At 65.4% G+C, this 23,920-nt stretch carries 21 protein-coding genes and 1 pseudogene; 12 read left to right on the top strand and 10 right to left on the bottom strand.

All coding sequences use genetic code 11. From position 1 onward, the window contains the following. Window positions 1-4: 4 nt before the first annotated feature. Entirely contained in the window at window positions 5-580 is a 576-nt protein-coding gene (locus LMQ14_RS05215) for a TetR/AcrR family transcriptional regulator (protein ID WP_267735358.1), read from the bottom strand. Window positions 581-672: 92 nt separating this feature from the next. On the opposite strand from LMQ14_RS05215, the gene LMQ14_RS05210 reads away from it, so the two are divergent. Beyond that, a complete protein-coding gene (locus tag LMQ14_RS05210) occupies window positions 673-2,004 on the top strand; it encodes an oxygenase MpaB family protein (protein WP_267733746.1) in 1,332 nt (443 codons plus the stop codon). 2 nt (window positions 2,005-2,006) lie between these two features. On the opposite strand, the gene LMQ14_RS05205 is transcribed toward LMQ14_RS05210, so the two are convergent. From LMQ14_RS05205 to cobF, 4 genes and pseudogenes are all read right to left on the bottom strand, one after another. Further along, window positions 2,007-2,756, bottom strand: a complete 750-nt coding sequence (locus LMQ14_RS05205; RefSeq protein ID WP_267733745.1) for an SDR family oxidoreductase — start codon at window positions 2,754-2,756, stop codon at window positions 2,007-2,009. 41 nt (window positions 2,757-2,797) lie between these two features. Further along, window positions 2,798-3,268 carry a zinc finger domain-containing protein gene (locus tag LMQ14_RS05200; RefSeq protein ID WP_232073820.1) on the bottom strand — a complete coding sequence of 157 codons (471 nt, stop codon included), beginning with the start codon at window positions 3,266-3,268 and terminating at the stop codon, window positions 2,798-2,800. Between the two features lie 198 nt (window positions 3,269-3,466). Next, window positions 3,467-3,661 (bottom strand): annotated as a pseudogene (locus LMQ14_RS05195) (DNA-formamidopyrimidine glycosylase family protein); the annotation flags it as partial. Between the two features lie 21 nt (window positions 3,662-3,682). Further along, entirely contained in the window at window positions 3,683-4,423 is a 741-nt protein-coding gene (gene cobF, locus LMQ14_RS05190) for a precorrin-6A synthase (deacetylating) (protein WP_267733744.1), read from the bottom strand. A gap of 126 nt (window positions 4,424-4,549) precedes the next feature. Between cobF and LMQ14_RS05185 the strand changes: the two genes are divergently transcribed. The 4 genes from LMQ14_RS05185 to LMQ14_RS05170 all read left to right on the top strand — a co-directional run bounded on the left by LMQ14_RS05185 (window position 4,550) and on the right by LMQ14_RS05170 (window position 8,661). Then, window positions 4,550-5,455, top strand: a complete 906-nt coding sequence (locus LMQ14_RS05185) for an AurF N-oxygenase family protein (protein WP_267733743.1) — start codon at window positions 4,550-4,552, stop codon at window positions 5,453-5,455. 227 nt (window positions 5,456-5,682) lie between these two features. Then, window positions 5,683-6,666, top strand: a complete 984-nt coding sequence (locus LMQ14_RS05180; RefSeq protein ID WP_267735357.1) for a DUF4873 domain-containing protein — start codon at window positions 5,683-5,685, stop codon at window positions 6,664-6,666. Window positions 6,667-6,933: 267 nt separating this feature from the next. Next, on the top strand, window positions 6,934-7,698 hold the full coding sequence (locus LMQ14_RS05175) for an STAS domain-containing protein (RefSeq protein ID WP_267733742.1): 765 nt from the start codon (window positions 6,934-6,936) through the stop codon (window positions 7,696-7,698). Window positions 7,699-7,794: 96 nt separating this feature from the next. Beyond that, window positions 7,795-8,661 carry an LLM class flavin-dependent oxidoreductase gene (locus LMQ14_RS05170; protein WP_267733741.1) on the top strand — a complete coding sequence of 289 codons (867 nt, stop codon included), beginning with the start codon at window positions 7,795-7,797 and terminating at the stop codon, window positions 8,659-8,661. 54 nt (window positions 8,662-8,715) lie between these two features. On the opposite strand, the gene LMQ14_RS05165 is transcribed toward LMQ14_RS05170, so the two are convergent. Further along, on the bottom strand, window positions 8,716-9,516 hold the full coding sequence (locus LMQ14_RS05165) for an enoyl-CoA hydratase/isomerase family protein (protein ID WP_267735356.1): 801 nt from the start codon (window positions 9,514-9,516) through the stop codon (window positions 8,716-8,718). An 82-nt stretch (window positions 9,517-9,598) separates the two neighbouring features. Here LMQ14_RS05165 and LMQ14_RS05160 point away from each other — a divergent pair, with 82 nt between their 5' ends. Then, window positions 9,599-10,516, top strand: coding sequence for an SAM-dependent methyltransferase (locus LMQ14_RS05160; protein WP_267733740.1), 918 nt, complete (start codon window positions 9,599-9,601; stop codon window positions 10,514-10,516). Between the two features lie 76 nt (window positions 10,517-10,592). On the opposite strand, the gene LMQ14_RS05155 is transcribed toward LMQ14_RS05160, so the two are convergent. Further along, window positions 10,593-12,527 (bottom strand): fumarylacetoacetate hydrolase family protein, encoded by a 1,935-nt coding sequence (locus LMQ14_RS05155; protein WP_267733739.1) that lies wholly within the window; start codon window positions 12,525-12,527, stop codon window positions 10,593-10,595. Beyond that, window positions 12,524-14,782, bottom strand: a complete 2,259-nt coding sequence (locus tag LMQ14_RS05150; protein WP_267733738.1) for an ATP-dependent DNA ligase — start codon at window positions 14,780-14,782, stop codon at window positions 12,524-12,526. Before LMQ14_RS05150 ends, LMQ14_RS05155 begins: the two co-directional genes overlap by 4 nt. Window positions 14,783-14,912: 130 nt before the next feature. Between LMQ14_RS05150 and LMQ14_RS05145 the strand changes: the two genes are divergently transcribed. The 6 genes from LMQ14_RS05145 (at window position 14,913) to LMQ14_RS05120 (ending at window position 22,021) form a co-directional block, all read left to right on the top strand. After that, window positions 14,913-16,436 (top strand): mannitol dehydrogenase family protein, encoded by a 1,524-nt coding sequence (locus LMQ14_RS05145; protein ID WP_324291106.1) that lies wholly within the window; start codon window positions 14,913-14,915, stop codon window positions 16,434-16,436. Next, the gene (locus LMQ14_RS05140; RefSeq protein WP_267733736.1) at window positions 16,433-17,290 is read left to right on the top strand and encodes an HAD family hydrolase; all 858 of its coding nucleotides are present in this window, start codon (window positions 16,433-16,435) and stop codon (window positions 17,288-17,290) included. Before LMQ14_RS05145 ends, LMQ14_RS05140 begins: the two co-directional genes overlap by 4 nt. A gap of 124 nt (window positions 17,291-17,414) precedes the next feature. Continuing rightward, complete coding sequence (locus LMQ14_RS05135) at window positions 17,415-18,824, top strand: mannitol dehydrogenase family protein (protein ID WP_420714615.1); 1,410 nt, start codon at window positions 17,415-17,417, stop codon at window positions 18,822-18,824. Next, window positions 18,821-19,726, top strand: a complete 906-nt coding sequence (locus LMQ14_RS05130) for a carbohydrate kinase family protein (RefSeq protein ID WP_267733735.1) — start codon at window positions 18,821-18,823, stop codon at window positions 19,724-19,726. Before LMQ14_RS05135 ends, LMQ14_RS05130 begins: the two co-directional genes overlap by 4 nt. 145 nt (window positions 19,727-19,871) lie before the next feature. After that, window positions 19,872-20,948: a sensor domain-containing diguanylate cyclase gene (locus tag LMQ14_RS05125; protein ID WP_267733734.1), complete on the top strand. Its 1,077-nt coding sequence runs from the start codon at window positions 19,872-19,874 to the stop codon at window positions 20,946-20,948. A 167-nt stretch (window positions 20,949-21,115) separates the two neighbouring features. Beyond that, a complete protein-coding gene (locus tag LMQ14_RS05120) occupies window positions 21,116-22,021 on the top strand; it encodes a Ku protein (RefSeq protein WP_267733733.1) in 906 nt (301 codons plus the stop codon). 4 nt (window positions 22,022-22,025) lie between these two features. Here LMQ14_RS05120 and pstA read toward each other — a convergent pair whose 3' ends face one another. Further along, complete coding sequence (pstA, locus tag LMQ14_RS05115) at window positions 22,026-22,928, bottom strand: phosphate ABC transporter permease PstA (RefSeq protein WP_267733732.1); 903 nt, start codon at window positions 22,926-22,928, stop codon at window positions 22,026-22,028. Next, window positions 22,925-23,896, bottom strand: a complete 972-nt coding sequence (gene pstC / locus LMQ14_RS05110) for a phosphate ABC transporter permease subunit PstC (RefSeq protein WP_267733731.1) — start codon at window positions 23,894-23,896, stop codon at window positions 22,925-22,927. Before pstC ends, pstA begins: the two co-directional genes overlap by 4 nt. Between the last annotated feature and the right edge of the window lie 24 nt (window positions 23,897-23,920).

Here is a 23,920-nt window from a genome sequence, read left to right as displayed (position 1 = left end):
GCTCTCAATGAGTACGGCTCATCACGTCGGACCCGAGTCGCCGCACAAAGGTGCGCAACCGCTCCACGGTCGCGGTCTGCGGATCGGACAGGTGTAGCCGCAGCAGTTCGCGACCGGCGGCATGGAGAATCCGGGCGGTGTATTCGGGATCGTGCACGTGCGGATTGGTGCGCAGCAGTTCGCGGACAAAGAACTGGAGGACGACGGCTTCGGATTGAGCCAGCCGGGCATACAACTCCGGCGGCGCGCCCTGCGGCGGGAACATGAACAATCGCCACGTTGCCGGGTGGGCGTCGATAGCCGCCAGCACACCGTCGAACGCGAGCACCAGCGACTGGTCTTCGGCGACGGCATCCAATCCGGAGACGGCCTCGGCGAACTGGGCACCGGCGCGCGCTGCCTCGCGGTCGATCAGTTCGACGAACAGCCCGGCCAGGTCGCCGAACTTCTGATAGATCAACGACCGGTTGATGCCGGCCCGCGCCGCGATGCGGTTCGGCGTCGCCGCGTGGAAGCCTTCGGCGTCGACGATCGCGTGCGTGACGTCGAGGATCTGCTCACGCCGCCCCTCCCCGGTCATGCGCCGCCTCGGGTTGATCACACTCACGCTTGACAGCATAACTAACAACTTGTGAGTATTACTCACTGACTGTTAGTTAGCCGGAGGTCGCAATGGTCACGTACTACCCCGAACTCGCGCAGCGAGTCCGTAGCCAACGCGATTTGCAGCCCGACCTGTACGGAGACTTCGACTTCGACCAGCGGCCGGATCGCCTGGCCACCGAGCCCGACGTCGACACCGCCCTGCCGCCCTGGGTCGCCGACCGCGCACCAATCCTGGAAGACGACCGCGTCGTCGAGCTGATGAGCACGGCCACCCTGCTCGGCGACGTCGTCGCCGATCCGTACGCCGCGCTGATGACCACGCACAGCGTCACCCACCTGATCGACATGCTCCAGACGGCCTGCCGGCACGGACTCGAGGCGGTGCCCGACGCACCCCCCGAGCTGGTGTCGTTCATCGCCGCGATGGAGGCGACGCCGGAGTGGATCGACTTTGACCAGGTGCGCGCAGGCGCCCGCCAGGAACGCATCCCCGCCGCGCTGCTCGCCCCGTTCATCACGCGCGGGGCCTTCGTCGCGACCTTCACCAACACCTACGCCGCGCTGCCGATGGCGCTGACCGGAGCCCTCTCGGGCAAGCGGGCCGCCCGGCGGGTCAACGAGACGGCCAGCTTCTTCGCCGTCACCACCCTGCCCGGCGCGCTGGACCGGCACGGCCCCGGCTTCGAGGCCGCCGCAATGGTTCGGCTGATGCATTCGATGGTCCGCTACAACGCGCTGAAGAAGCCGGACAAGCTGGGCCGCAAATGGGATACAGCCATCTACGGCATGCCGGTGCCGCAGGTCGACCAGATGCCCGCCGGAATGATCGGCCAATACCTGTTGGCCCAGAAGGTCCGCCGGCAGGGGCGGACAAAGTTCACCGCCGAAGAACGCGCCGCCATCGAATTCGCCAGGTACCGCTGTTTTCTGCTGGGCCTGCCCGAGGAATTGCTGCCGTCGGAACCCGCCGACATCGTCCACGTCATGCACGCGCGCTCGGCATTGCTGCGACACGGATTCGACGGCATCTGCCAAGAACTCGTGCGCGGCACGATGGCGGCCTATCTGCGCCCCGGCACCTCATTGTTCGACCGTTGCGCCGAAGCGGTCGAAAAGAGTTTCAGCAAGCTCACATTCGTGCGCACCTTCTGCAATGGTGATCGCGACATCGCCGAGGCGATGGGTGTCTCACTCGACCGGATTGACCTGCTGCGAGTAGCGCTGACCACGCCCTTCATCATCGGGCGTTTCACCGCGGTGAGCCACGCCAGTCGCATCCCGGTGCTTCGGGACATCACCGACGCGTATGTGATCGGACTGCTGAAGCTGCGGCTAGCGACCTACGGCAACCCCGAATTCACCAGCGACGCAGCGCATTACACGCCAGTCTCGCACTGACGTCAGGCGAACGGCTTGGTCAGCGGCGGCGGCAGCACCCGCATCAGCTGCACCAGCGGTGCCCACGGCCACCGCGGCACCACGGCCCGGCCGGGCTCGCGCTCGATGGCGTCGACCAGCGCCCGTACGCCAGTTTCGTTGTCCACCATCAACATCGTGCTCGCCGACTTGGCGGTCATCTCCGATTCGATGTAACCCGGCTCGATCGTCGAGACCTTGATCGGCCCCTTGGCGTACTCGGCGCGCAGCGACTCGCCCAATGACTTCAGCCCCGCCTTGCTGGCGCAGTAAGCGGCTTTGACGCCCGGCACTCCGGTGTTGCCGAGCACCGAGGAGATCAGCACCAGGTGCCCCGAACCGCTGTTGTGGAACATCTCGAGTGCAGTCTCAATCTGGACGAGTGCGGCCACCAGGTTGGTCTCGATGGTCTTCTTGTTGGCCCATAGCTTTCCGGTTCCCAGCGTGGCCCCGCTGCCGATACCGGCGTTGACGATGATGCGGTCGACGCCGCCGAGCTCGTCGCTCAGCTCCCCGAACACCTTCGGCACCTGCTCGTGGTCCCTGACGTCCAGCGTGGCCAGCGCAACCTTGGTGGACGGATACTGCTGCGAGAGCTCGGCTTTCAGCTCCTCGAGCCGGTCGGTGCGACGGGCACACAGCGCCAGGTCGCGACCCTTGGCCGCGAAATTGCGCGCCATCCCGGCGCCCAGGCCGGAACTGGCGCCGGTGATGAGGATCTTCTGGCGGGTCATCCGGGCAGCATATCGACAGGTGTCAAGTTCGCGACGCTCGGCTACTTGAGCAGCCGTGACATGCGCCGATCGGCCAGCACCTTGCCGCCGGTCTGACACGTCGGGCAGTACTGAAAAGACTTGTCCGCGAACGACACTTCCCGCACGGTGTCCCCGCATACGGGGCAGGGCAGCCCGGTGCGCGCGTGCACCCGCAGCCCGGAGCGCTTCTCCCCTTTGAGCATCGCGGCGCCCTGGCCGACGGAGCGGTTCACCGCGTCGGTCAGCACCGAGATCATCGCGTCGTGCAGGGTGGCGAGCTGTTCGCGCGTCAGCTTCCCGGCCGTGGCGAATGGGGAGATCTTGGCGACGTGCAGGATTTCGTCGCTGTAGGCGTTGCCGATCCCGGCAATCACCTTCTGGTCGGTGATGACGGTCTTGATCCGGCCGGTGTTGCCGGCCAGCACCCCGGCCAGGTCGTCGGCACTCAGATCCAAAGCGTCCGGGCCCAGCGCGGCGATCCCCGGCACCAGCTCCGGGTCGTCGACCAGCCACACCGCCAGCCGCTTCTGGGTGCCGGCCTCGGTGAGGTCGAACCCCGGCCCGCTGCCGGGAACGCCCAGGTGCACGCGCAGCGCGATGGGTCCCTTGCCGGGTCGCAGCGGAGCCGCGGCCAGCTTGTCCGACCAGCGCAACCAGCCCGCCCGCGACAGGTGCGCGATCAACAGCAGATTCCCGGCCTGCAACCCCAGGTACTTACCCCACCGATTGGCGGCGGTGACGGTCAGGCCATGCAGCGCGCTGATCGGCGGATCGAAGGTTTTCAGGACCGACAGCGCCGAGACATCGACGCGACCGATCGTCGAACCTACGGCGTGACGCCGCAGGTGATCGACCAGCGCTTCGATCTCCGGCAGTTCGGGCATCTATTCAGTTTGCCGATCGGCTCACGGCGCCCGCAATAAATAGGTATCCATGATCCAGCCGTGCCGTTCGCGGGCCTGCGAACGCAGCGCCGCGATGCGCGGCCCGGCCTCGCCGACGGTGCCCGCCACCAACAGCTCGTCTTCGGTACCCAGGTAGGCGCCCCACCAGATCCGGGTGTCGGCCGGGCAGGTGGTGAACGAGCAGTCGGCGTCGAGCATCACCACCGCCGACCCGGACAGCCCGTGCGTGCGCAGCCGGCGGCCGGTGGTGATCAGCACGGGTTCGCCGACGTCGTTGAGCGGAATGCGGTGCCGGGCGGTCAGCGCCTGGACGGCGGTGATGCCCGGGATGACGTCGAACGTGAAGTCGACCTCGGCCGCGACCGCGTCCAGAATCCGCAGCGTGCTGTCGTACAGCGACGGGTCGCCCCAGGCCAGGAAGGCCCCGATGCCGTCGGGGCCCAGCTCGCTCGCGATCGCCGACGCCCAGATCCGGGCGCGCTCCGCATGCCAGTCGGCGACGGCGTCGCGGTAATCGCCGTCGCACGATCGCTTCGGGTCGGGCAGCTCCACGAAGCGATAGCCCGGTTCGCGGATGAACCGCGTGCAGACCTCCCGCCGCAGCGCCACCAGGTCGCTTTTGGCCTCGCCCTTGTCCATCGCGAAGAACACCTGGGTGTCGTTGAGCGCGTCGATCGCCTGCACGGTCACGTAGTCGGGGTCGCCGGCACCGATGCCGATCACGTGGATGTGCCGACTCACGCGCTACCTCCTCATGCCTCGTTCCCCGCCACATTGCCGAATCGCAACCTCGAACACCTAGTCGGGTCCCCAAGTACCCAGTACCATGGGTATCGACTGGAAGACCCAATGAAGGGACGCCTAGCGATGACTACTGCGGTGCGGCCGGGCGGGCCGAGTCGTGAAGAGTTTTCGGAGCGGCTACTGAAGGGCTCGGTCAAGAAGTCCTACGAGCCCGTCGTCGACATCGACTGGGACGCACCGCTGGACCCGGACAAGTTCTATCTGCCGCCCCGTCTGGTCTCGCTGTACGGCACGCCGATGTGGGACGGGATGACCCGTGAGCAACAAATCGAGCTGTCCCGCCAGGAATTGGTCAACACGCTCTCGGCCGGAATCTGGTTCGAGAACATGCTCAACCAGTCGCTGCTGCGCACGATCCTGCACGAGGATCCGACGAGCCGGTCGACGCACTACAAGCTGACCGAGCTGGGCGACGAAACCCGGCACATGGTGATGTTCGGCAAAGCCATCGAGCGCATCGGCGCCAAGCCGGTACAGCCGCGGCGGTTGCACCGCTACGTCATCAACACGCTTCCGCTGATCTTCCAGCACGGCTCGATGCTATGGATCGCCGCCCTGATCGGCGAAGAGATTTTCGATTCGCTGCAACGTCAGATGATGGACGACCCGGAATTGCAGCCAATCATTCAGCGGCTCATGCGGATTCACGTCACCGAAGAGGCCCGTCATATCCAGTTCGCGCGCGACGGCGCCCGCAAGCGTGCGCAGACAATGCCGCGATTCAACAAATTGTTCATGGCCAACATCAACGGCCTCGGCGGATACTTCTTCCGTTTCCTGTTCAGCAACCCGATCCCCTACGCGCGGCTCGGGCTGGACCCCAAACTCGCGCGGGCGATCGCGCGCAGCAGCCCGCACCGACACGAGATACAGACGGCCGGATTCGCCCCGCTCGCAGCATTTTTGAACGAAATCGGCCTGCTGGGCCCGATCGCGCGTCGCGGCTGGAAGCGCACCAACTTTCTGTGAGCCCGACGCAGGTCATCGTCATCGGCGCGGGAGCCCGGGCCCGTGCTGTCGCAACCGAACTGCTCGCGGCGGGCATCACCGACGTCGTTGTCGTCGATACGGTCGTTAGCTCGCGGTTCGACGACGGCACCCACACCTGGGAGTTACGCACCGCTGCGGACGAGACGCTGCACGGCAGCGCGGTCGTCGCGGCCCACCAACCGATCCTCGTTGCATGGACACCAAAGCTGCCTGGGTGCAACGACTTTCGCGGCACGTCTTTTCCCGCGGCGCAGTGGGACACCGATTTCGACCCGACCGGCAAGCACGTCGCGGTCATCGGCACCGACTCGGCCGCCGGTCATCACCTTCCACAGCTGACCGCCGCGGCGGCCTCGGTCACTATTTTCGCGCACGCACCGCGCCGAATCGTCGCCGAATTGCCTTTGCCGCCAACCCGGGTCAAGCGCTGGCTACAGCGACGAACCCGAGCGGCGTTGGGTCAGCAGCTGTCTCGGCCCGCACTGGCGACGTCGCCGATCAGTGTGATCACCGCATCGGGCATCCGCACCAGCGATGGCGTCGACCACCAAGCCGACGTGATCATCTACGGCACCGGGTTCACGATCGCCGATCCGGCGCCCGAGTTGATCGGCACCGGCGGGTTGTCCGTCAAACAAATTTGGGTCGACGGGACCGAGCCCTTCCTGGGCGTCGCGATTCACGGGTTCCCCAACTACTTCTCGATCACCGGCCCCGACGTCGTCGCGCAAACTCGCTACGTCGTCGAATGCCTCGGGCTGATGAAGCGCGGCGGCAGCACCCGAATCGAGGTACTGCGCAGCAGCCAGCAGGTCTTCAACGAGCGCGCTCATCTCCAAGCCGCTCCGCCGTTCCGGGTCGCATCAGCGTTCGATCTGTCGTCCAGCGCTCCCGGCGACGATGAGATCTATGACGGCATCGCGACGCTGACCATCGCCGGCACGTCTCATCCGGTGCGGGTGCGGCTAACCGGGCACCTCGATCCGATCGACGGCCGCTACCACTGGCAAGGAACGCTTTTTAGTTCACCGACTCAGCCACTACCGGACGACGCGCTCAAGCAGATTCGGACGGCCACGCTGACAGTGGGCGAGCACAGCGCGCCGGCCCGCATCGTCGAACAGACGCCGTGGGGCACCCACGCGGTCGCCGGCGTCGGCGCTCCCCCCTATGCGATGGCGCAATCCTGACCGTTTCGTAATTCTCTTGGCTGGTGGGTTGGATGCCACTGAACTAACGTGAGAAGTCTCTGCCGCCGGGGGGGCGGTTCCTCATTTGGTTCGCCCGATGGGAATTCGAGGAGCAGGAGATGGAGTGCCGGATCGATACGTTCGGTTGCTTTCCGACCGCGCTAGGATTCGTGTGCCCTAACCGCAATTAGGACACGCGCCCACAAACCGCTGCATCACGGAGCGCGATAAGCAGGGATAATGTCCTAGACGGAAAGGAGTCCTAGCGTGAGCGCGATAGCTGAGTCGCCGAGCTCGCTGGCCGTTGCGACGCGGACGGACGACTCGATCGCCGTCCTGACCGTCGGCGGTGTGCTTGACGCCAGCAACTCCGGGGCGCTGCGCGAGAGCATCTCAAAGGCCACGCTGGAAGAGCCGACGGCCGTCATCGTCAACATCAGCGAGCTCAAGGTGCCCGCGGAGTCGGCATGGTCGGCTTTCATCAGTGCCCATCTGCAGCTCGGCACCCAGACCAAGGTACCGATTGTGCTGGTCAGCGCGCATCGCACCACCCGCGAGGCGATCACCCGCAGCGAGGTGACGCGCTTTATGCCGGTCTACTCGACCGAAAAAGGGGCCATCAAAGCGCTGGGCAAGCTCACCCGTCAGACCATCCAGCGGACCGATGCCGAGCTGCCCGCGAACCTGACCAGCCTGCGCGAATCACGCCGGCTGGTCCGCGAGTGGCTAACCGAGTGGAAGCAATCCGGGCTCATCCCGGTCGCGCTGGTGGTCGTCAATGTGTTCGTGGAAAACGTGCTCGAGCACACCGGAAGCGTCCCGAAGATGCGGATCGAGACCGACGGCGAAACCGCGACCATCGCGGTATCCGACGAGAGCACTTCGGCGGCCACGCGGCTGCCGTCGCCGGACAAGGGCATCGACGTGTCGGGCTTGGCGATCGTCGACGCGCTGTCCCGCGCGTGGGGCAGCACACCGACCGCGTCGGGTAAGACGGTGTGGGCCGTGATCGGCCCCGAAAACCAGCTGTAGTCAGGTCGCCTCTTCCCGCTGTGTGGGACCCGCTCGCAAGCCAAACTAGAACACGTTCTAGTGTCGTGTGACGGCCCCCACAGGAAGGCGGATGACGTGCGGTTCACCTACGCCGAAGCGATGACTGACTTTAGGTACTACGTCCCGTTGGCCAAGGCCGCCGAGGCGGCCGGCTACCACGCGATGACGATCGCCGACAGCATCGCCTATCCCTTCGAATCCGACTCCAAGTACCCGTACACGCCGGACGGCAATCGGGAATTCCTGGACGGCAAGGAGTTCATCGAAACCTTCGTGCTGACAGGGGCGTTGGGCGCGGTGACGACGAAGCTGCACTTCAACTTCTTCGTCCTCAAGCTGCCCATCCGGCCGCCGGCACTGGTCGCCAAGCAGATCGGTTCGCTGGCCGCGCTGACCGACAACCGCATCGGCTTCGGGGTCGGCACCAGCCCCTGGCCCGAGGACTACGAGCTGCTCGGCGTCCCGTTCGCCAAGCGCGGCAAGCGCATGGACGAATGCATCGAGATCATCCAGGGACTCACCAGCGGCGACTACTTCGAATTCCACGGCGAGTTCTACGACATCCCCAAGACCAAGATGACTCCGGCTCCGACCAAACCGATCCCGATACTGATCGGCGGCCACGCCGACGCGGCGCTGAAGCGCGCGGCGCGACTGGACGGCTGGATGCACGGTGGCGGCGACCCGGCAGAACTCGACGGGCTGATCGACAAGCTCAAGAAGTATCGCGAAGAAGCCGGCAAGACCGGCCCCTTCGAGATCCACGTCATCTCGGTGGACGCCTACACCCCCGACGGCATCAAACGGCTCGAGGACAAGGGCGTCACCGACGTCATCGTCGGCTTCCGCATCCCCTACATCACGGGCAAGGACACCGAGGCGCTGGACAGCAAGATCCACAACCTCGAGATGTTCGCGGAGAACGTGATCGCGAAGATCTAGCGGCGGTCGCAAGTGCGGCGCAGCCGGGAGCGGCTCACCGCCAAAGCTAACGCCTCACAGCGGATCCCATTTGGGAGCCCGCTTCTCCATGTGCGCCTTGGCGGCCTCGACGGGGTTGTTGGTGAAACCGCTGAGGATCTGAGTGCGGTTCTCGATCTCGATGGCGTGCCGCAAACTGGGCGCGTCCAGTGCCGCGTTGAGGCCAATCTTGGTCTGCCACACGCCGTAAGGGTTGTTCTCGGCGATCTCGCGGGCCTTGCGCAATGCCGCCGGCAGCAGATCGTCCGGCGCAACCACCTCGTGCACCAGCTTGATGCGGTAGGCCTCGTCGGCGTCGATGATGCGCCCGGTCAGCATCAGCTCGCGCGCCACCCCGGCGCCGACGATTTTCGGCAGCAGGTAACTGGTGCCCATGTCCATCGACGAGAAGCCGGCCTTGATGAATACCGAACCGAACCGCGCCTGGACGGATGCCACCCGGATATCGCTGACCAGCGTGAACGCCAGGCCACCGCCGACGGCGACGCCGTTGACCGCCGCGATCACCGGAATGTCCAGTTCGTAGATCCGGGTGTAGAGGTTGGCCAGCCGGACCTGAGCGTCGTAGTTGACCTTGAACGGCGGGGTGGCCGGGCCGGCCGGCGGGGTCCAGGCCTGGCCGGTGCCGCTCAGATCGGCGCCGGCACAGAATCCGCGCCCGGCGCCGGTGATGATCGCGACCCGGTACTGGCCGCTGCTGAGCACGTCCAGAGCGGCGTCCACGCCGTCGATCAACGACCCGTCGATCGCGTTGAGACGCTGCGGGCGGTTCAGTGTGATACAGGCGATGTTGTCCTCGAGAGTGTCCAATTCCACGGCAGGCATATCGAAACCGTATGCGACGTCGTTATTTACCGATGAGGCATACCGTGTTTGAGTCGATACCGAGGGAGAAACCATGGCACGAAGCGAGATCGACACCTGGGACTTGGCCAGCAGCGTGGGCGCCACCGCCACCCTGGTCGCCGCCGCGCGGGCGGCCGCGACCAAACGACCGCAGCCGGTCATCGACGATCCGTTCGCCGAGCCGCTGGTGCGCGCTGTCGGCATCGACCTGTTCAACCGGGTGGCCACCGGCGAACTCGACTCCGCCGGCGATGACAGCGCCCTGGGCATCCCACGGATGACCGACACGTTCGGTGCCCGCGCACGGTTTTACGACGACTACTTCGCCCAAGTCACCGACGGAGGCGTACGGCAGGTCGTGATCGTCGCGGCGGGGCTGGACAGCCGCGCCTACCGGCTTTCCTGGCCGGCGGGCACGACCGTATACGAAATCGACCAGCCGGAAGTGGTCGAATTCAAGGCCACCACGCTGGCCAAGATCGGTGCGAAGCCCACCACCGAGCACCGCACCGTCGGCATCGACCTTCGCGAAGATTGGCCGGCCGCGCTGAGAGACGCCGGTTTCGACGCCGCCCAGCCCACCGCGTGGCTCGCCGAAGGCGTGCTCATCGGCTTCCTGCCGCCGCAGGCCGAGGTTCGGTTGCTGGACAACGTTATTTCGCTGAGCGCCAACGGTAGCCGGCTGGCCGCCGACTATGGATCGGTCATCGGATCCGCGGAAGACTCCCACGAGCAGGCGCAAAAGATCACCGACAGCTTGGGCCGGCACGGATTCGAATTGGATTACGCCGAGTTGATCTACCCCGGGGAACACACCGATGTCGCCGCATATCTGGACGCCCGCGGCTGGGACGTGAACAGGTTCACGCTCGCCGAACTCTTCACCGCCGCCGGCCTGCCGGACCTACCGGCCGCCCATCGGCAGCACGGTCCGGCCGCCAACGTCGGCTTTGTCACCGCCGCGCTTTAGCCTGCGCTTTAGGCCGCGAGGCTGTAACTACCGACGGTTGATCTTGAGAAACGCGTTGCCAATTACAGTTTCGCGGCTAGGACGAGCGTTTGGCCAGCCACTCGGCCTGCATCACCAGCAACGCCATGGTCTCCAATTGCGGTGTGTCCGGGTCGAGTTCGCGGTAGCGCTGATAGACGTTGACTACCACCCGCTCGGCGTCCAGCCAGGTGGCGTACTCGCCGAGGTCGATGGTGTCGGCGGCCTCGGCCCACGACAGCCCCTTGTCATAGGCGGCCTTGGCTTGCTCGGCAACGTGCACGAGATAGCCACGCACCGAACGGATCCCGTCCGGATCGGTAATCGGACCGTGCCCGGGTACCACCGTCGGCGCGTCCAGCGCGAGCATCGCATCGCAGGCGGCGACCCAGTTGGCGATCGGGCCCGCCCACACGATCGGGGTGCAGCCGATGAACAGCAGGTCGCCGCCGAACAGCACCCCCGCGTCGGGCACGTGCACCACCGAGTCCGCGGCGGTGTGCGCGGGACCCAGGTTCAGCAGCTCGATCCGGCGCCCGCCGACCTCGATGGTCAGGTCACGGTCGAACGTCTGGTCGGCGTTGCGCACCTCGATGCCACTGAAGTCGAAGGGCCCGAACCGGTCTCGCGTATACGGCGTTGCGACCGGGCCGAGATTGGCGGTCTGCACCATGGCCAGCATTTCGGGCGCCATCCCGTGCTCGATCTCGTCGGCCGTGCCCTGCGCGGCGATGATGCGCACCGACGCGTCGAGCAGTTGGTTGCCGTGGGTGTGGTCGCCGTTGGAGTGGGTGATCAACGCGTCGGTGATCGGCGCGCGTCCGGTGATCGATCCCATCGCGGTGAGCATTTCGCGGGTCAGCGCCAGGTCGAACAAGGTGTCGACCAGGAGCGAGGCGCCATCGCCGCTGACCAGACCGGCATTGCTCCAGCCATAGCCGCCGTCCGGCAACGTCCACGCCCACACCCGATCACCGACCTCGTGCAGCCCGCGGGTGTAGGGCACGAGCGCGGGTGCCCGATTGACCCGGTTCGGCGCGGGCGCGGCCTCCGGATTGGGCCGGGGCGCCAGCCGGTGCGGCGGACTGCTCGCGCGAACGGTTTGCCGGGTCTCCCCCAGACCCTGCACCCGCAACGTGACGACGTCACCGTCGCGCAGCCATCCGGGGAACGACTCCAGTTCCGTCATGCTGAGGTGCTCGACCAGCGTGCAGGTGGGCACCGTGCCGGAGCCGACGACGTCACCGGGCGTGAGCTGCACCCCGCGCGAGACGTAGGAGATGACTTCGCCGAAGCTCCAATCCATTTGGGCGGTCGAGCCCGACCCGATCACGTGATCGTTCACCAACGCGGTCACCTGCAGGTCGAGCTTGCCGTCGCGGCGATACTGCTCGAGCTCATCGGGTGTCACCAGGTAGGGGCCCAGCGTGACTCCGCTGTCTTTGCCCTTGCCCTGCCCGATCGCCAGTTGGGTTTCCAGCTGCTGCAGGTCCCGCGCCGACCAGTCGTTGAAGATGGTGTAGCCGATGATGGCCCCTTCGGCCTGCTCGACCGTGAGGTCTTTGCCGCGGGTTCCGATGACCGCGGCAATCTCCAATTCGAAGTCCTGCCAAGCACTTCCGGGCGCCATTGGCGCATCGTCATAGGGCCCGAGAACGGTTGCCGGACAAGCGAAGTAGAACGCCGGGATGCGATACCAGGTATCGCTGAGTACCCGCCCGGCGCCCACGGCCGCCTGACAATTGCGCATGTGGTCCAGGAAGCACAGCGAATCCCGGATCGACGGCGGCCGCGGGATCGGCGCCATCAGCGTCACGTCATCCAGACGTATCGGATCGAAACGGCTTGCCTCCGAACCGGCTTGGCGCAATCCCTCGGCGCCGCGCCCGACCAGGTCGAGCAGTGTCACACCCGGTGGCATCGGGTGGATCACGTCGCCGGAGAGCACCCCGGTCCGCTCGCCGCCAGCACCTCGAAAGGTCACCCACTTCATTCGCGCACCACCTCACTTGGTTTCTTGTCCGGCCGTAGTCCACGCCAACTCGGTTGGCGCAAACGATCATCCGGGGTCCACTCGCTGTAGCGCACCTCGCCGACCAGAACCGGCTCGACGAACGTCACACCCTTGGCATCGCGGGTGGGCAGCCGGGCGTCGAACGGGGATTCGTCGGTGTGCAGCGGGGCCAGTGTCTTTTTCAGGTTGGCCAAGTCGCGCTCGGTGAAGCCGGTGCCGACCCTGCCGACGAAATGCAGGCCGCCGCTGCCGGGAATCCCCACCATCAGCGAGCCGATGCCACTGGTGCGCCCACCTTCTCCGGCCTTCCAGCCGCCGATGACGACTTCCTGTGTGCTCCAATGCTTGTCCTTGACCCAGGACACCGAGCGCCGGCCCGGCTGATAGGTGGAGTCGCGCTTCTTGGCAACCACGCCCTCCCAGCCGTGTGCACGGGAATGCTCGAGGGCCGCCGCGCCGTCCTCGCCGGGCACCAGCTCTGGAACGATGAGACCGCTTGCACTGCCCAGGGTTTCGAGGAGTTTACGACGGTCGGAATACTTCGCCCGCAGCAGCGAGCGACCGTCCAGGTAAACCAGGTCGAACGCCCAGAACTCGATGCGGGTGGCGCGGTTGCGGTTCTGCATCTCGTTGAAGCTGGGCACGCCGGACTTGTCCAACGCCACGATCTCTCCGTCGAGCACCACATGGTGATCGGCCAGATCTGCCGCCAGCGAACCTAATTGCGGATACTCCTTGGTGACGTCACGACCGCTTCTGGACCGCGCCCGTACACTGCCGCGATCCGCCTCGATCAGCAGCCGGTAGCCGTCCCACTTCCCCTCGAACGCCCACTGACCGGACTTGAGGGCCGCCACCGAACCGTGCGTGGCGAGCATCGGAGCGAGCTCGTCGAACTCGAAGACTTGCTGGTCCTTCATCCGATGCGCCAGCCATTGGTCACCGTTGGTTCGAATCAGCGCGTAGCGTCCGGAAATTCGGCTGCCGTGCAGATTGACGATCACCTCGTCGTCACGGAACTTCTCGACGTCGTAAGTTCCGGAATCCCAGATGACCACCTTGCCGGCACCGTATTCCCCCTTGGGAATGTCGCCCTCGAACGTGCCGTATTCGAGTGGATGGTCTTCGGTGTGCACCGCAAGATGGTTCACCGAGGTGGTCTCGGGCAGGTTTTTCGGCACCGCCCACGACACCAGTACGCCGTCTCGTTCCAGCCGGAAGTCATAATGCAACCGGCGTGCGTGATGCTCCTGGATGACAAACGTATTTCCTTGGCCCGCAGCGGGTTTAGTGTGGGGAACGGGTTCGGGCGTCTTGGCCGCGTCGCGCATGCTGCGGTACTGGGTCAGCCGATCCGCAACGGGCGCGTCGGCGTCGAGTGGCGCCAGCAGATCGCCGTCGCGGGCCACCCGGTCCAGCACCTCGTCGTAGCGCAGCTGAGTCAGCGCCGGGTCGTCGAGTTCTTCCCAGCTCCGGGGCGCTGCGACGGTTGGGTACTCCCGCCCGCGCAGCGAGTAGGGCGCGATCGTGGTCTTCGATCCGCTGTTCTGGCTCCAGTCCAGGAACACCTTGCCGGCCCGCAGGCTCTTGGTCATCGTCGCGGTGACCAACTTGGGCATCGACGTTTCCAGTTGCTGTGCAATGTGTTTCGCCAGCACGGTGGCGCCATTACTACTCACCGGCTCCGCCAGCGGCGCGTAGAGATGCAGCCCCTTGCTGCCGCTGGTGAGCGGAAAGGTGGTCAGCCCGATATCGGCGATCAGGTCACGCACCGCGCGGGCCACTTCGGCCAGCTGCGCCATCGTGACGCCCTCGCCCGGGTCGAGGTCGAACACCAATCTCGTTGCGGGCCCGGGCTTGAGTTCTTCGGCTTTACTGCGGGTCCATTGCGCGACGAACCGCCATTGCGGCACGTGTACCTCCAGCGCCGCCTGCTGCGCGATCCAGGCCAGCCCGTCGGCGCTGTCGATGATCGGATACGTCGTCGTCCCGGACCGGTGGGCAATACTGGCGCGGGGCAACCAGTCCGGCGCCGAGGACGCCAGTTGCTTCTCGAAAAACGAAGACTGCTCAACGCCATTCGGCCAACGCTTGCGGGTAGCCGCACGCCCGGCGATGTGCGGGACCATCACCTCCGCGATAGCGGTGTAGTAGCCGAAGATGTCGGACTTAGTGGTGCCGGTCACAGGATAAAGCACCTTGTCGGGGTTGGTCAGCGTCACCCGCGGTGCCATGGTGTCAACCTACGCGTTTCAGGCTTGTTAACTGCTTTGACCACCGATTATCGCCCTTAGCGATCCCTTTGTGTGTGACATGACCCACGGACGTGTTAGACCGGCGACCATCCGTGGGCACAGACAGGAAATGTTTGATGTCATTCCCCCTTGGCGTCCAAAAGGCGGCGTCCCCCTGACCGACGCGACACTCCCACTGCATTCGCAGCGAGTTGATGTGCCCACCTACGACAGGTCGGCTCTTCAGCGTGGTGTCGTCCACATCGGTGCGGGCAACTTTCACCGCGCCCATCAGGCCGTCTACTTCGACGACCTTGCCCGCTCGGGCATCTCCGATCGTTGGGGGGTCACCGGCGTCAGCCTCAACTCGTCCAACGCCAAAGACCTGCTGTCGGCACAAGATGGGCTGTACACCGTCGTGCAGCGCGGCCACGACCGCCAGACCGCCCGAGTGGTCGGCTCGATCGGCTCGGTTCACTACGCGCCGAATGATGGCGCGGCGGTCCGTGCCGCGTTGGCAGACCCGCAAACCCGCATCGTCAGCCTGACCATCACCAACAACGGATACTTCCTGAATCCGGTCACCGACGAGTTCGACGCCGAGGACCCCGACGTACGCGCCGACCTGGTCGCGCACGACGGCTATGGCACCGCGTGGGGATACCTCGCCGAAGCTCTCGACCGGCGTCGCCGCGCGGGCATCGCGCCGTTCACCGTGCTCTGCTGCGACAACATTCCCGGTGACACCCAGCCGGCGCGGACCGCGCTGGTGTCGTTCGCCGCATTGAAGGACCCGGGGCTTGCCCGTTGGATCGACACATATGTCGCGTTCCCGTCGACCATGGTCGATCGGATCACCCCACAAACCTCGAAGTCGGAGTGCAAATTCGTCGAGCAGACCTTCGGCGTGGCCGACAAATTTCCGGTCGTCACCGAGCCGTATCGCCAGTGGGTGATCGAGGATTCCTTCTGCAATTGGCGTCCGCCGCTCGACCTGGTCGGTGCCGAATTCGTTACCGATGTCCGCGACCACAAGCTGATCAAGACTCGGCTGCTCAACGGATCCCATATCGCGCTTGGGTGTTTGGCCACCTTGGCCGGCTATCAGCGCACCGACGAAGCGATGCGGGACCACGTCGTCCACGATTACGTCGAGAAGCTGCTGCGCGACGAGATTCAGCCACTGCTGCCCGCCGTCCCCGGGATGAACACCCCCGAGTACCGGGGCACCTTGCTCGACCGGCTCAGCAATCCGCGGATGAGCGACCAGTTGTCGCGGCTGGCTCGACGGGGAACAAGCAAAATCGCGCAGTTTGTGATGCCGTCGCTGGAGGAGGCGATCGCGCAGGGCAGGCCGCACACGCTGCTGATGTTGGCTGTTGCCGGGTGGGCCCGATACATGCGGGGCCACGATCTTGTGGGGCGCAAGATCAGCCTCGAAGACTCGCAGGCGATACCGGTGGTTAAGTTGGCCAACATGGCGAGCAGCAACCCCGATCCGCTGCTGGGGCATGAGATGTTCGGCCAGGTGCGCGCGGTTCCCGGTTTTGCCGAACGCCTCGGCGACATGATTGCGGATATCGACGAGCGCGGCGTGGTGCCCACGCTGCGCGACGCGATGCGCAACGACGAGCGGGAGTTGGTGTCGCGATGAACGGCGGACTGACCTTTGTGCGCGAATTCGACCCGGCGCCGATCACTACCTTGCTCTTGGACGCCGACGACAGCCTGTTTGCCTCGGAGCGGCCGGCATTCGACGCATCCACCGAGGTGACGAATCGTTTCCTGGCCAGGTTCGGCGTGAGCGCACCGCTCAGCTCGGAAGAGTTGCGCAAGCGGGCCGTCGGGAAGAATTTTCGAACCACGGCTCTCGACCTGGCGGTGCAATGCAAAGTCCCGCTCGATCAGACGTTGGCCCTGGGCCGTCCCGCAGCGGTGATCGCCTCGGCCGGCGACCTGACGAGCGGCAACGGCTTGTCCGTCGACGAACTCGAGCAATGGGTGCGCGAAGAGCGCGAGCGGGTCACCGCTCACTTGGCTGTCACCCTGACACCCGATCCGCAGGTACTGGAGCCGTTGCGAGACCTCGCCGCGCACTACGCGCTCGCGGCTGTCAGCTCCAGCGCCACCAAGCGCCTGCGTGCCTGCTTCACGGCCACCGGTCTCGACGCGCTGATATCGGAGGCGGTGACCTTCAGCGCCGAGGATTCTCTTCCGGTGCCGACAAGCAAGCCCGACCCGGCGGTGTATCTGCATGCCGGCCAGGTGCTGGGCGTCGAAGCGCAACAGGGGCTGGCCGTCGAAGACTCGGTGGCCGGCGTGAGTTCCGCGGTCGCGGCTGGCTATGCCACCGTCGGCAACCTGATGTTCCTGCTACCCGACGAACGGGATTGCCGCCGTGCGGAATTGATCGACGCCGGCGCCGTCGCGATAACCGATTCGTGGCCTGCTCTTGCCGATTTCCTGCTGTTGTCGGCGGTGCCGGCTGGCCGCTCCCCACTCACGTAGGGCTGTGACTGGTCCGGGACCGGTCCAAGCCGCGGGGCTGATGGCCCGCGGTCGTCGTACCGTCGAGAGAGTGCCGCGAGCCCGGTAGGGATCCGGGCGGTGGCCGGGGAGGAGTTGGCCAACGGTGGCTAGCGCTATCAATCTGAACAATGCGGCGCTCGCAAGGCTGCCGATCGACGCACCCACCTATGACCGTGGCAGCGTCAGCGTCGGTATCGCGCATATCGGGGCCGGTCACTTTCACCGGGCCCATCAGGCGATGTACATCGACCGGTTGCTGCAGCAGGGCCTGGCGCACGAGTGGGGCATCTGCGGGGTGGGCGTGATGCCCGCGGACTGGACCATGCGCGACGTCCTGAATGATCAGGACGGGCTCTACACGCTGATTCTGGAAAACCCGGACGGTAGCCGGGATGCGCACGTGATCGGCTCGATCGTCGATTACCGATACGCCCCCGATGACCCGGAGTCGGCGCTGGCGGTGCTGACGGCGCCGTCCACCCGGATCATTTCGCTGACCATTACCGAGGGCGGTTACCGCGACCCCGACGGGCCCGCCTTCACGTTGATCACCGAGGCCCTGGACCGGCGCCGCCGCAGCGGGACCGCCGCGCCGACGATCGTCTCGTGCGACAACATCGAGAACAACGGTGAGATCGCGAGCCGGGCCGTCCTCGCGAATGCCGAACGCCGAGACCCCGGGTTGGCGCAGTGGATCGCGGAGAACAGCAGGTTCCCGAGTTCGATGGTCGACCGCATCACCCCGGCCACCACACTGCAGATGACCGCGGAAGTGCAGCGCAACTTCGGTGTCAACGACCGCTGGCCGGTGGTGGCCGAGCCGTTCACTTCCTGGGTGCTCGAAGACGATTTTGCCGATGGCAGGCCACCGCTGGAGCGGGCGGGCGTGCTGCTGGTCGACGACGTCGCGCCGTATGAGTTGATGAAGCTGAGGCTGCTCAATGCGGGCCATCAATGCCTGGCCTACTTCGCCCATCTGTGCGGCTTCGAGTTCGTCCACGAAGCGGCGCGCGATCCGTTGTTCGCCGACTTCTTGCTCGGCTATTTCGAATCCGAGGCCATCCCGACGCTGCCGCCGGTGCCCGGGATCGACTTGCACGCGTTCAGCCGCACGTTGATTGAGCGGTTCTCCAACCCGGGGGTGCGCGACACCGTGGCCCGGCTGTGCGCCTACTCGTCGGATCGCATCCCGAAATGGCTGCTGCCGGTCATCAACGACAACTTGGCCAACGATGGCTCGGTCCGGCTGGCGGCGGCGACGGTGGCAAGCTGGGCCCGCTACGCCGAGGGCACCGACGAATGGGGTGCGCCTTTCGAGGTGGTGGACCAGCTGGCGGACTCGCTGGTACCGATCGCCCGCACGCAGCACGAAAATCCCACCGCGTTCATCGAAGTCACCGCGGTGTTTGGAGATCTGGCCCAGCACCCCAGCTTCGTCCAGGCATACCGCTGGGCGCTGGAATCGTTGCACGCCAAGGGAGCTCGCGCGACGCTGGAGGCATTGGTCCGATGACCCGCGGTCTGGTGATCGGCGAGTCGCTGATCGATATCGTCGAGGGAGACGAACATGTCGGCGGCAGTCCGCTCAACGTCGCCGTCGGACTGGGCCGGCTGGACCGCAACGTCGACTTCCTGACTCACATCGCCGACGACTCGCACGGCCGGCGGATCGCGGACTACGTCAAAGCCTCTGGCGCACAGCTTGTTCCGGGAAGCATGACCGCCGCTCGCACGCCGACCGCGGTGGCGACGATCGCGGATGACGGGTCCGCCTCCTACGCCTTCGATCTGGACTGGCAGCTCTCCGGCACGCCCGAGGTTGCACCGCCGTTGCTGGTGCACACCGGGTCCATCGCGACCGTCCTCGAGCCGGGGTGCTTGGCCGTCGCGGCATTGCTCGACGCCTACCGGCTGTCGGCGACGGTCACCCTGGACCCCAACGTGCGTCCATCACTGATCGCGAACCGGGATCTGGCGCGCCAACGCATCGAGCATCTGATCGAGCGCGGCGACATCGTCAAGGTCAGCGATGAGGATCTGCGCTGGATCGATCCCGATCACGAGCCCGAGCAGACGGCCCGAGCCTGGTTGGCACTGGGACCCGCGATCGTCGCCGTGACGATGGGCGAACACGGTTCGCGGGCATTCTGCGCGGCGGGCGAGGCACAGGTGGCCCCCAAGCAGGTCCGGGTGGTCGACACCATCGGCGCCGGCGACGCGTTCATGGTCGGCCTGCTCGACGCGCTCTGGGAAATGGACCTGTTGGGCGGCGACCGGCGGGCCGCCCTGGCCAGGATCCGGCTCGACGAACTGACCGCGGCATTGGAAGCGGCGGGGCTGGTGTCGGCGCTGACCGTCGGGCGCGCCGGCGCCGATCTGCCCGATCGTGCCGCCCTCCGCTCAATCGCCTTCTAGCCCCGTCAGTTTCACCCAGTACCTCGGTGGCCGAGATTGCGCGAATGCGCGCGTAAAGTCGGCTCGTCAGTCGCAGCGCTACATGGACCCTGAGTCGACAGCGGTCAACGGCGTTGGCGAACACCAGGAGGTATGGGCGAGTTCCGTGGCAAAGCAGCCAGACCAGTTCGACTGGATCAGTGCCTACCTGGACAGTCACGGCCTTCTCATACCGTGGCGCAGGATTTCGGCCGTCTTCATCGCGTCCTTCGCGGCCTTCCCGCTCATCATGCTCTGGAGTCCGGCCGGACCCGCAGATCCGGTGACCCGAACGGTGACACTCGTGGCGGCGGCATTCGGAATCGCCGGGGCGAGCCTGCGGTTGAAACGCTGGCCGACGCGACGTCAGTCCAGCAGCTGGTTGCTGATCGCAATGGCCGGCATCGCGGCGGCGCTCTTGACGCTGTCCAACCCCTATGTGGGATTGATGGGATGCGCGACTTTTGCGATGCTGGGTGGCTACATCGCCTACTTCCACGCCGCGCCCTACGTTTTTGCCAACCTCGCGGTGGCCGCGACGTGCGTGCTGGTGCTGTCGTATCGAATCATCGCGAACACCGGCGACGTAGCCCTGACCGCCGCTTCCCTGATCGTGGTGATAGGACTCAACATCGGTGTGCCCTTGGGCATGCAGTCGTTGGTGCATACGCTGCGAACCGATCTGCAGAGCTCGGGCCGTGATCCACTCACCGGCCTGCACAACCGGCGCTCCTTCAACAACTCGGCGTACGAACTGATCAGGGTCCATCGCAAAACGGTGGGCGCCTATCTGGTGGTCGCGGTCATCGATCTCGACGAATTCAAGCGACTGAACGACACGCACGGCCACGCCGCGGGCGATCAGGCGCTGGTCGCGGTCGCCGCGGGGCTGCAACGGAGCTGTCGCGCCACCGCCGTGATCGGCCGGGCCGGTGGCGAGGAGTTTGTCGTCGCCGACATCCGACGAACGCCCGACGCCACGAGGATGGCCGAACGAATTTGCGAGGCGATAGCCACAATTCCCTTTGACATCACTGCGAGCATCGGCACCTCGAGCGCCCCGCTCAGCATCGGCCCGATTACCCCGGCCATGCAACTCATCGACGACCTGATCAGGACTTCAGACGCCGCCATGTATGAAGCCAAACGCGCCGGAGGCAATCAGGTTCGCCACTATTCCGGGGACGCACCCCCGTTGGTTTGACCGCTCGATCGGATTGACCGTCAACGAGTTTCGCTATTCCGGCGGGACCGAGCTGCGGCGGCGACGGCGGACAACCCGGTCGACGGCGAGCGCCTGAAAGCCGCTGAATCCCAGCTCACGGGCCTGTCGAGCTGTTTTGCCGGCGATGGTATGGGCATACTGACAACATGCGCTCCATCTGGAAGGGTTCGATCTCGTTCGGGCTGGTCAACGTGCCGGTCAAGGTCTACAGCGCCACCGAGGACCACGACATCAAGTTCCATCAGGTGCACGCCAAGGACAACGGCCGCATTCGCTACCAGCGGGTGTGCGAGGTGGATGGCGAGGTTGTCGAATACCGGGACATCGCCCGGGCTTACGAATCCGACGACGGCCAGATGGTGATTATCACCGACGACGACATCTCCACCCTGCCCGAAGAACGCAGCCGTGAAATCGAAGTGCTGGAGTTCGTCCCGGCCAGCGACGTGGACCCGATGATGTTCGATCGCAGCTATTTCCTGGAGCCGGATTCCAAGTCGTCCAAATCGTATGTACTGCTGGCCAAGACGCTCGCCGAGACCGACCGGATGGCCATCGTTCATTTCACGCTGCGTAACAAGACCCGGCTTGCGGCGTTGCGGGTGAAGGACTTTGGCAAGCGCGACGTCATGGTGGTGCACACCTTGTTGTGGCCGGATGAGATCCGTGACCCCGACTTCCCGGTGCTGGACAAGAAGGTCGAGATCAAGCCCGCGGAGCTGAAGATGGCCGGGCAAGTGGTGGAGTCGATGGCCGAGGACTTCAACCCGGACCGTTACCGCGACACCTACCAGGAGCAGCTGCAGGAGCTCGTCGACGCGAAACTCGAAGGCGGAGAGGCATTTACCGCCGAGGAAAAACCCAAAGAGCTGGACGAGACCGAAGACGTCTCCGATTTGCTCGCCAAGCTGGAGGCCAGCGTGAAGGCGCGCTCCGGGGACGGAAAGGCACCGGCGAAGAAGGCCACCGCAAAGAAGGCGCCGGCCAAGAAGACTGCCGCAAAGAAGGCGCCGGCCAAGAAGTCTCCCGCCAAAGCGGCGTCACGCTCCTGATCGGTCAGCGCCGCAGCGTTGCCAAGAATCGAAAACCCGCGGCGATCAGGTTGATCGCCGCCACCAGGATGATCAGCGTCAGCGCCGCGCCCCAGATCCGCAGAAATCCCGCATGTTCTGGATTGGTGAGTTCGGTGTAGATCATCAGCGGCAGCGAGGCCATGTTGCCGTGGAAGATGTCGAGGTTGATGGAACGGCTGTAACCGACCAGGATCAGCACCGGCGCGGTTTCGCCGATCACGCGGGCAAGGGACAACAGGACGCCGGAGATGATGCCCGGCGTCGCAATCGGAAAGACAATCCGCACAATCGTTTTCCATTTGGGAACACCCAACGCGTAACTGGCCTCGCGCAGTTCGTCGGGCACCAGTCGCAGCATCTCCTCGGTGGACCGCACCACGACCGGCAACATCAGCAGGACCAGTGCCAGCGCCACGGCGAAAGCGCTCTGCTGAAACCCCAAAGTGGCGATCCACAGACTGAAGATGAACAGCGCCGCCACGATCGAGGGAACCCCGGCGAGCACGTCGACCATGAACGTGGTCACCCGCGCCAGCCGGCCCGAGCCGTATTCCACCAGGAACACCGCAGTCATCAAGCCCAGCGGCACGGCCAGCACGGAAGCCACGCCCGCCTGCACTATCGTCCCGTACAGCGCGTGGTAGACCCCGCCGGCGAACTCCTCGGGCAGCACCCCGCGCAGCGAATGCGTCCACCAACCCGGACGGGTGACGGCGTACCCACCCCGCTCGATCACCACCCAGAGCACCCAGACCAGCGGTACCAGCGCCACACCGAACGAGACGAGGAAAAGGGCCGTCGCGACGTGGTTTGTGATCCTGCGCCGCCAACTGAGCGGTTGCAACACCGTGACTTTGAGCGGCTCGCGGAGTGTCTCGGTGCTCATGCGTTGACCTTCCCGCCGGCGATCGCACGGGCGGCCGCGTTGACCACGAACGTCACCACGAAAAGCGCGAATCCCGCCGAGATATAGGCCCCGGTCGGCAGCGGTTCGCTGAATTCGGATGCCGCGGAGGCGATCTTCGAGGCAAACGTGTATCCACCGTCGAACAAGGACCAGTTACCCGGGCGGGCGGACGCGCGCAAGATAATCAGCACCGCAACGGTTTCGCCGAGCGCGCGGCCCAAACCCAGCATTGAGGCCGCGACGACACCGCTGCGCCCATACGGCAGCACGGTCATTCGCACGACCTCCCACCGGGTTGCGCCCAGCGCCTGGGCAGCTTCCATCTGAATAAGCGGGGTCTGGCGAAACGCTTCTCGCGCTACCGAGGTGACGATCGGCAGGATCATCACCGAAAGCACAACGCCGGCGGTGAAGATGGTGCCGCCGCCCGCCAGCGACACGTTGCCCTGCTTGAACAGAAAGACCCACCCCAGGTTGCGATTGAGAAACTCGGCCAACGGCTCCAGTTTGGGCGCCAGCACGAAGATTCCCCACAGCCCGAAGATGATCGACGGTACCGCGGCCAGTAGATCGACCATCGCGGCAAACGGGCGCGCCAGCCGCACCGGCGCATATTGAGTGAGGAACACCGCAATTCCGACCGCGACCGGCACCGCCAACACCAGTGCGCTGATCGCACTCAGCAGCGTGACCATCAGCAAGTCATGGATACCGAACGCCAACTTCTCGGCGTCGCTGGTATCGAATTCGTTGCTGGTGAAGAAGTTCGCGTGGTTCGCCCGCAGCGACGGGATAGCACGAATCAACAGGAATACCGCGATCAGCACGATCGCGATCACGATCGTCGATCCGGCAGCGGCGGCGACCGAGGAGAATATTCGGTCGCCCCGCCGCGCCGCGCGTGGGTTAATCGCAGCCAGGACAGGCTTTGTCCCGGACAGACTCACACCCGGCCCTTCGGACACCACGAC

Source organism: Mycobacterium sp. Aquia_213, from assembly GCF_026625985.1.
Taxonomy (GTDB): domain Bacteria; phylum Actinomycetota; class Actinomycetes; order Mycobacteriales; family Mycobacteriaceae; genus Mycobacterium.
The sequence above is the reverse complement of the archived record's forward strand: the minus strand, read 5'-3'. Positions and strand labels throughout refer to the sequence as shown.

What these genes read in the sequence shown, in the direction of transcription:
- LMQ14_RS05185 (WP_267733743.1), top strand. Translation starts at nt 4,550, where the DNA reads ATGACTACTGCGGTGCGGCCGGGCGGGCCGAGTCGTGAAGAGTTTTCG.
- LMQ14_RS05215 (WP_267735358.1), bottom strand. Translation starts at nt 580, where the DNA reads ATGACCGGGGAGGGGCGGCGTGAGCAGATCCTCGACGTCACGCACGCG.
- LMQ14_RS05150 (WP_267733738.1), bottom strand. Translation starts at nt 14,782, where the DNA reads ATGGCACCGCGGGTGACGCTGACCAACCCCGACAAGGTGCTTTATCCT.
- LMQ14_RS05160 (WP_267733740.1), top strand. Translation starts at nt 9,599, where the DNA reads ATGGCACGAAGCGAGATCGACACCTGGGACTTGGCCAGCAGCGTGGGC.
- LMQ14_RS05120 (WP_267733733.1), top strand. Translation starts at nt 21,116, where the DNA reads ATGCGCTCCATCTGGAAGGGTTCGATCTCGTTCGGGCTGGTCAACGTG.
- LMQ14_RS05205 (WP_267733745.1), bottom strand. Translation starts at nt 2,756, where the DNA reads ATGACCCGCCAGAAGATCCTCATCACCGGCGCCAGTTCCGGCCTGGGC.
- LMQ14_RS05140 (WP_267733736.1), top strand. Translation starts at nt 16,433, where the DNA reads ATGAACGGCGGACTGACCTTTGTGCGCGAATTCGACCCGGCGCCGATC.
- LMQ14_RS05210 (WP_267733746.1), top strand. Translation starts at nt 673, where the DNA reads ATGGTCACGTACTACCCCGAACTCGCGCAGCGAGTCCGTAGCCAACGC.
- pstA (WP_267733732.1), bottom strand. Translation starts at nt 22,928, where the DNA reads ATGAGCACCGAGACACTCCGCGAGCCGCTCAAAGTCACGGTGTTGCAA.
- LMQ14_RS05130 (WP_267733735.1), top strand. Translation starts at nt 18,821, where the DNA reads ATGACCCGCGGTCTGGTGATCGGCGAGTCGCTGATCGATATCGTCGAG.
- LMQ14_RS05145 (WP_324291106.1), top strand. Translation starts at nt 14,913, where the DNA reads ATGTTTGATGTCATTCCCCCTTGGCGTCCAAAAGGCGGCGTCCCCCTG.
- LMQ14_RS05155 (WP_267733739.1), bottom strand. Translation starts at nt 12,527, where the DNA reads ATGAAGTGGGTGACCTTTCGAGGTGCTGGCGGCGAGCGGACCGGGGTG.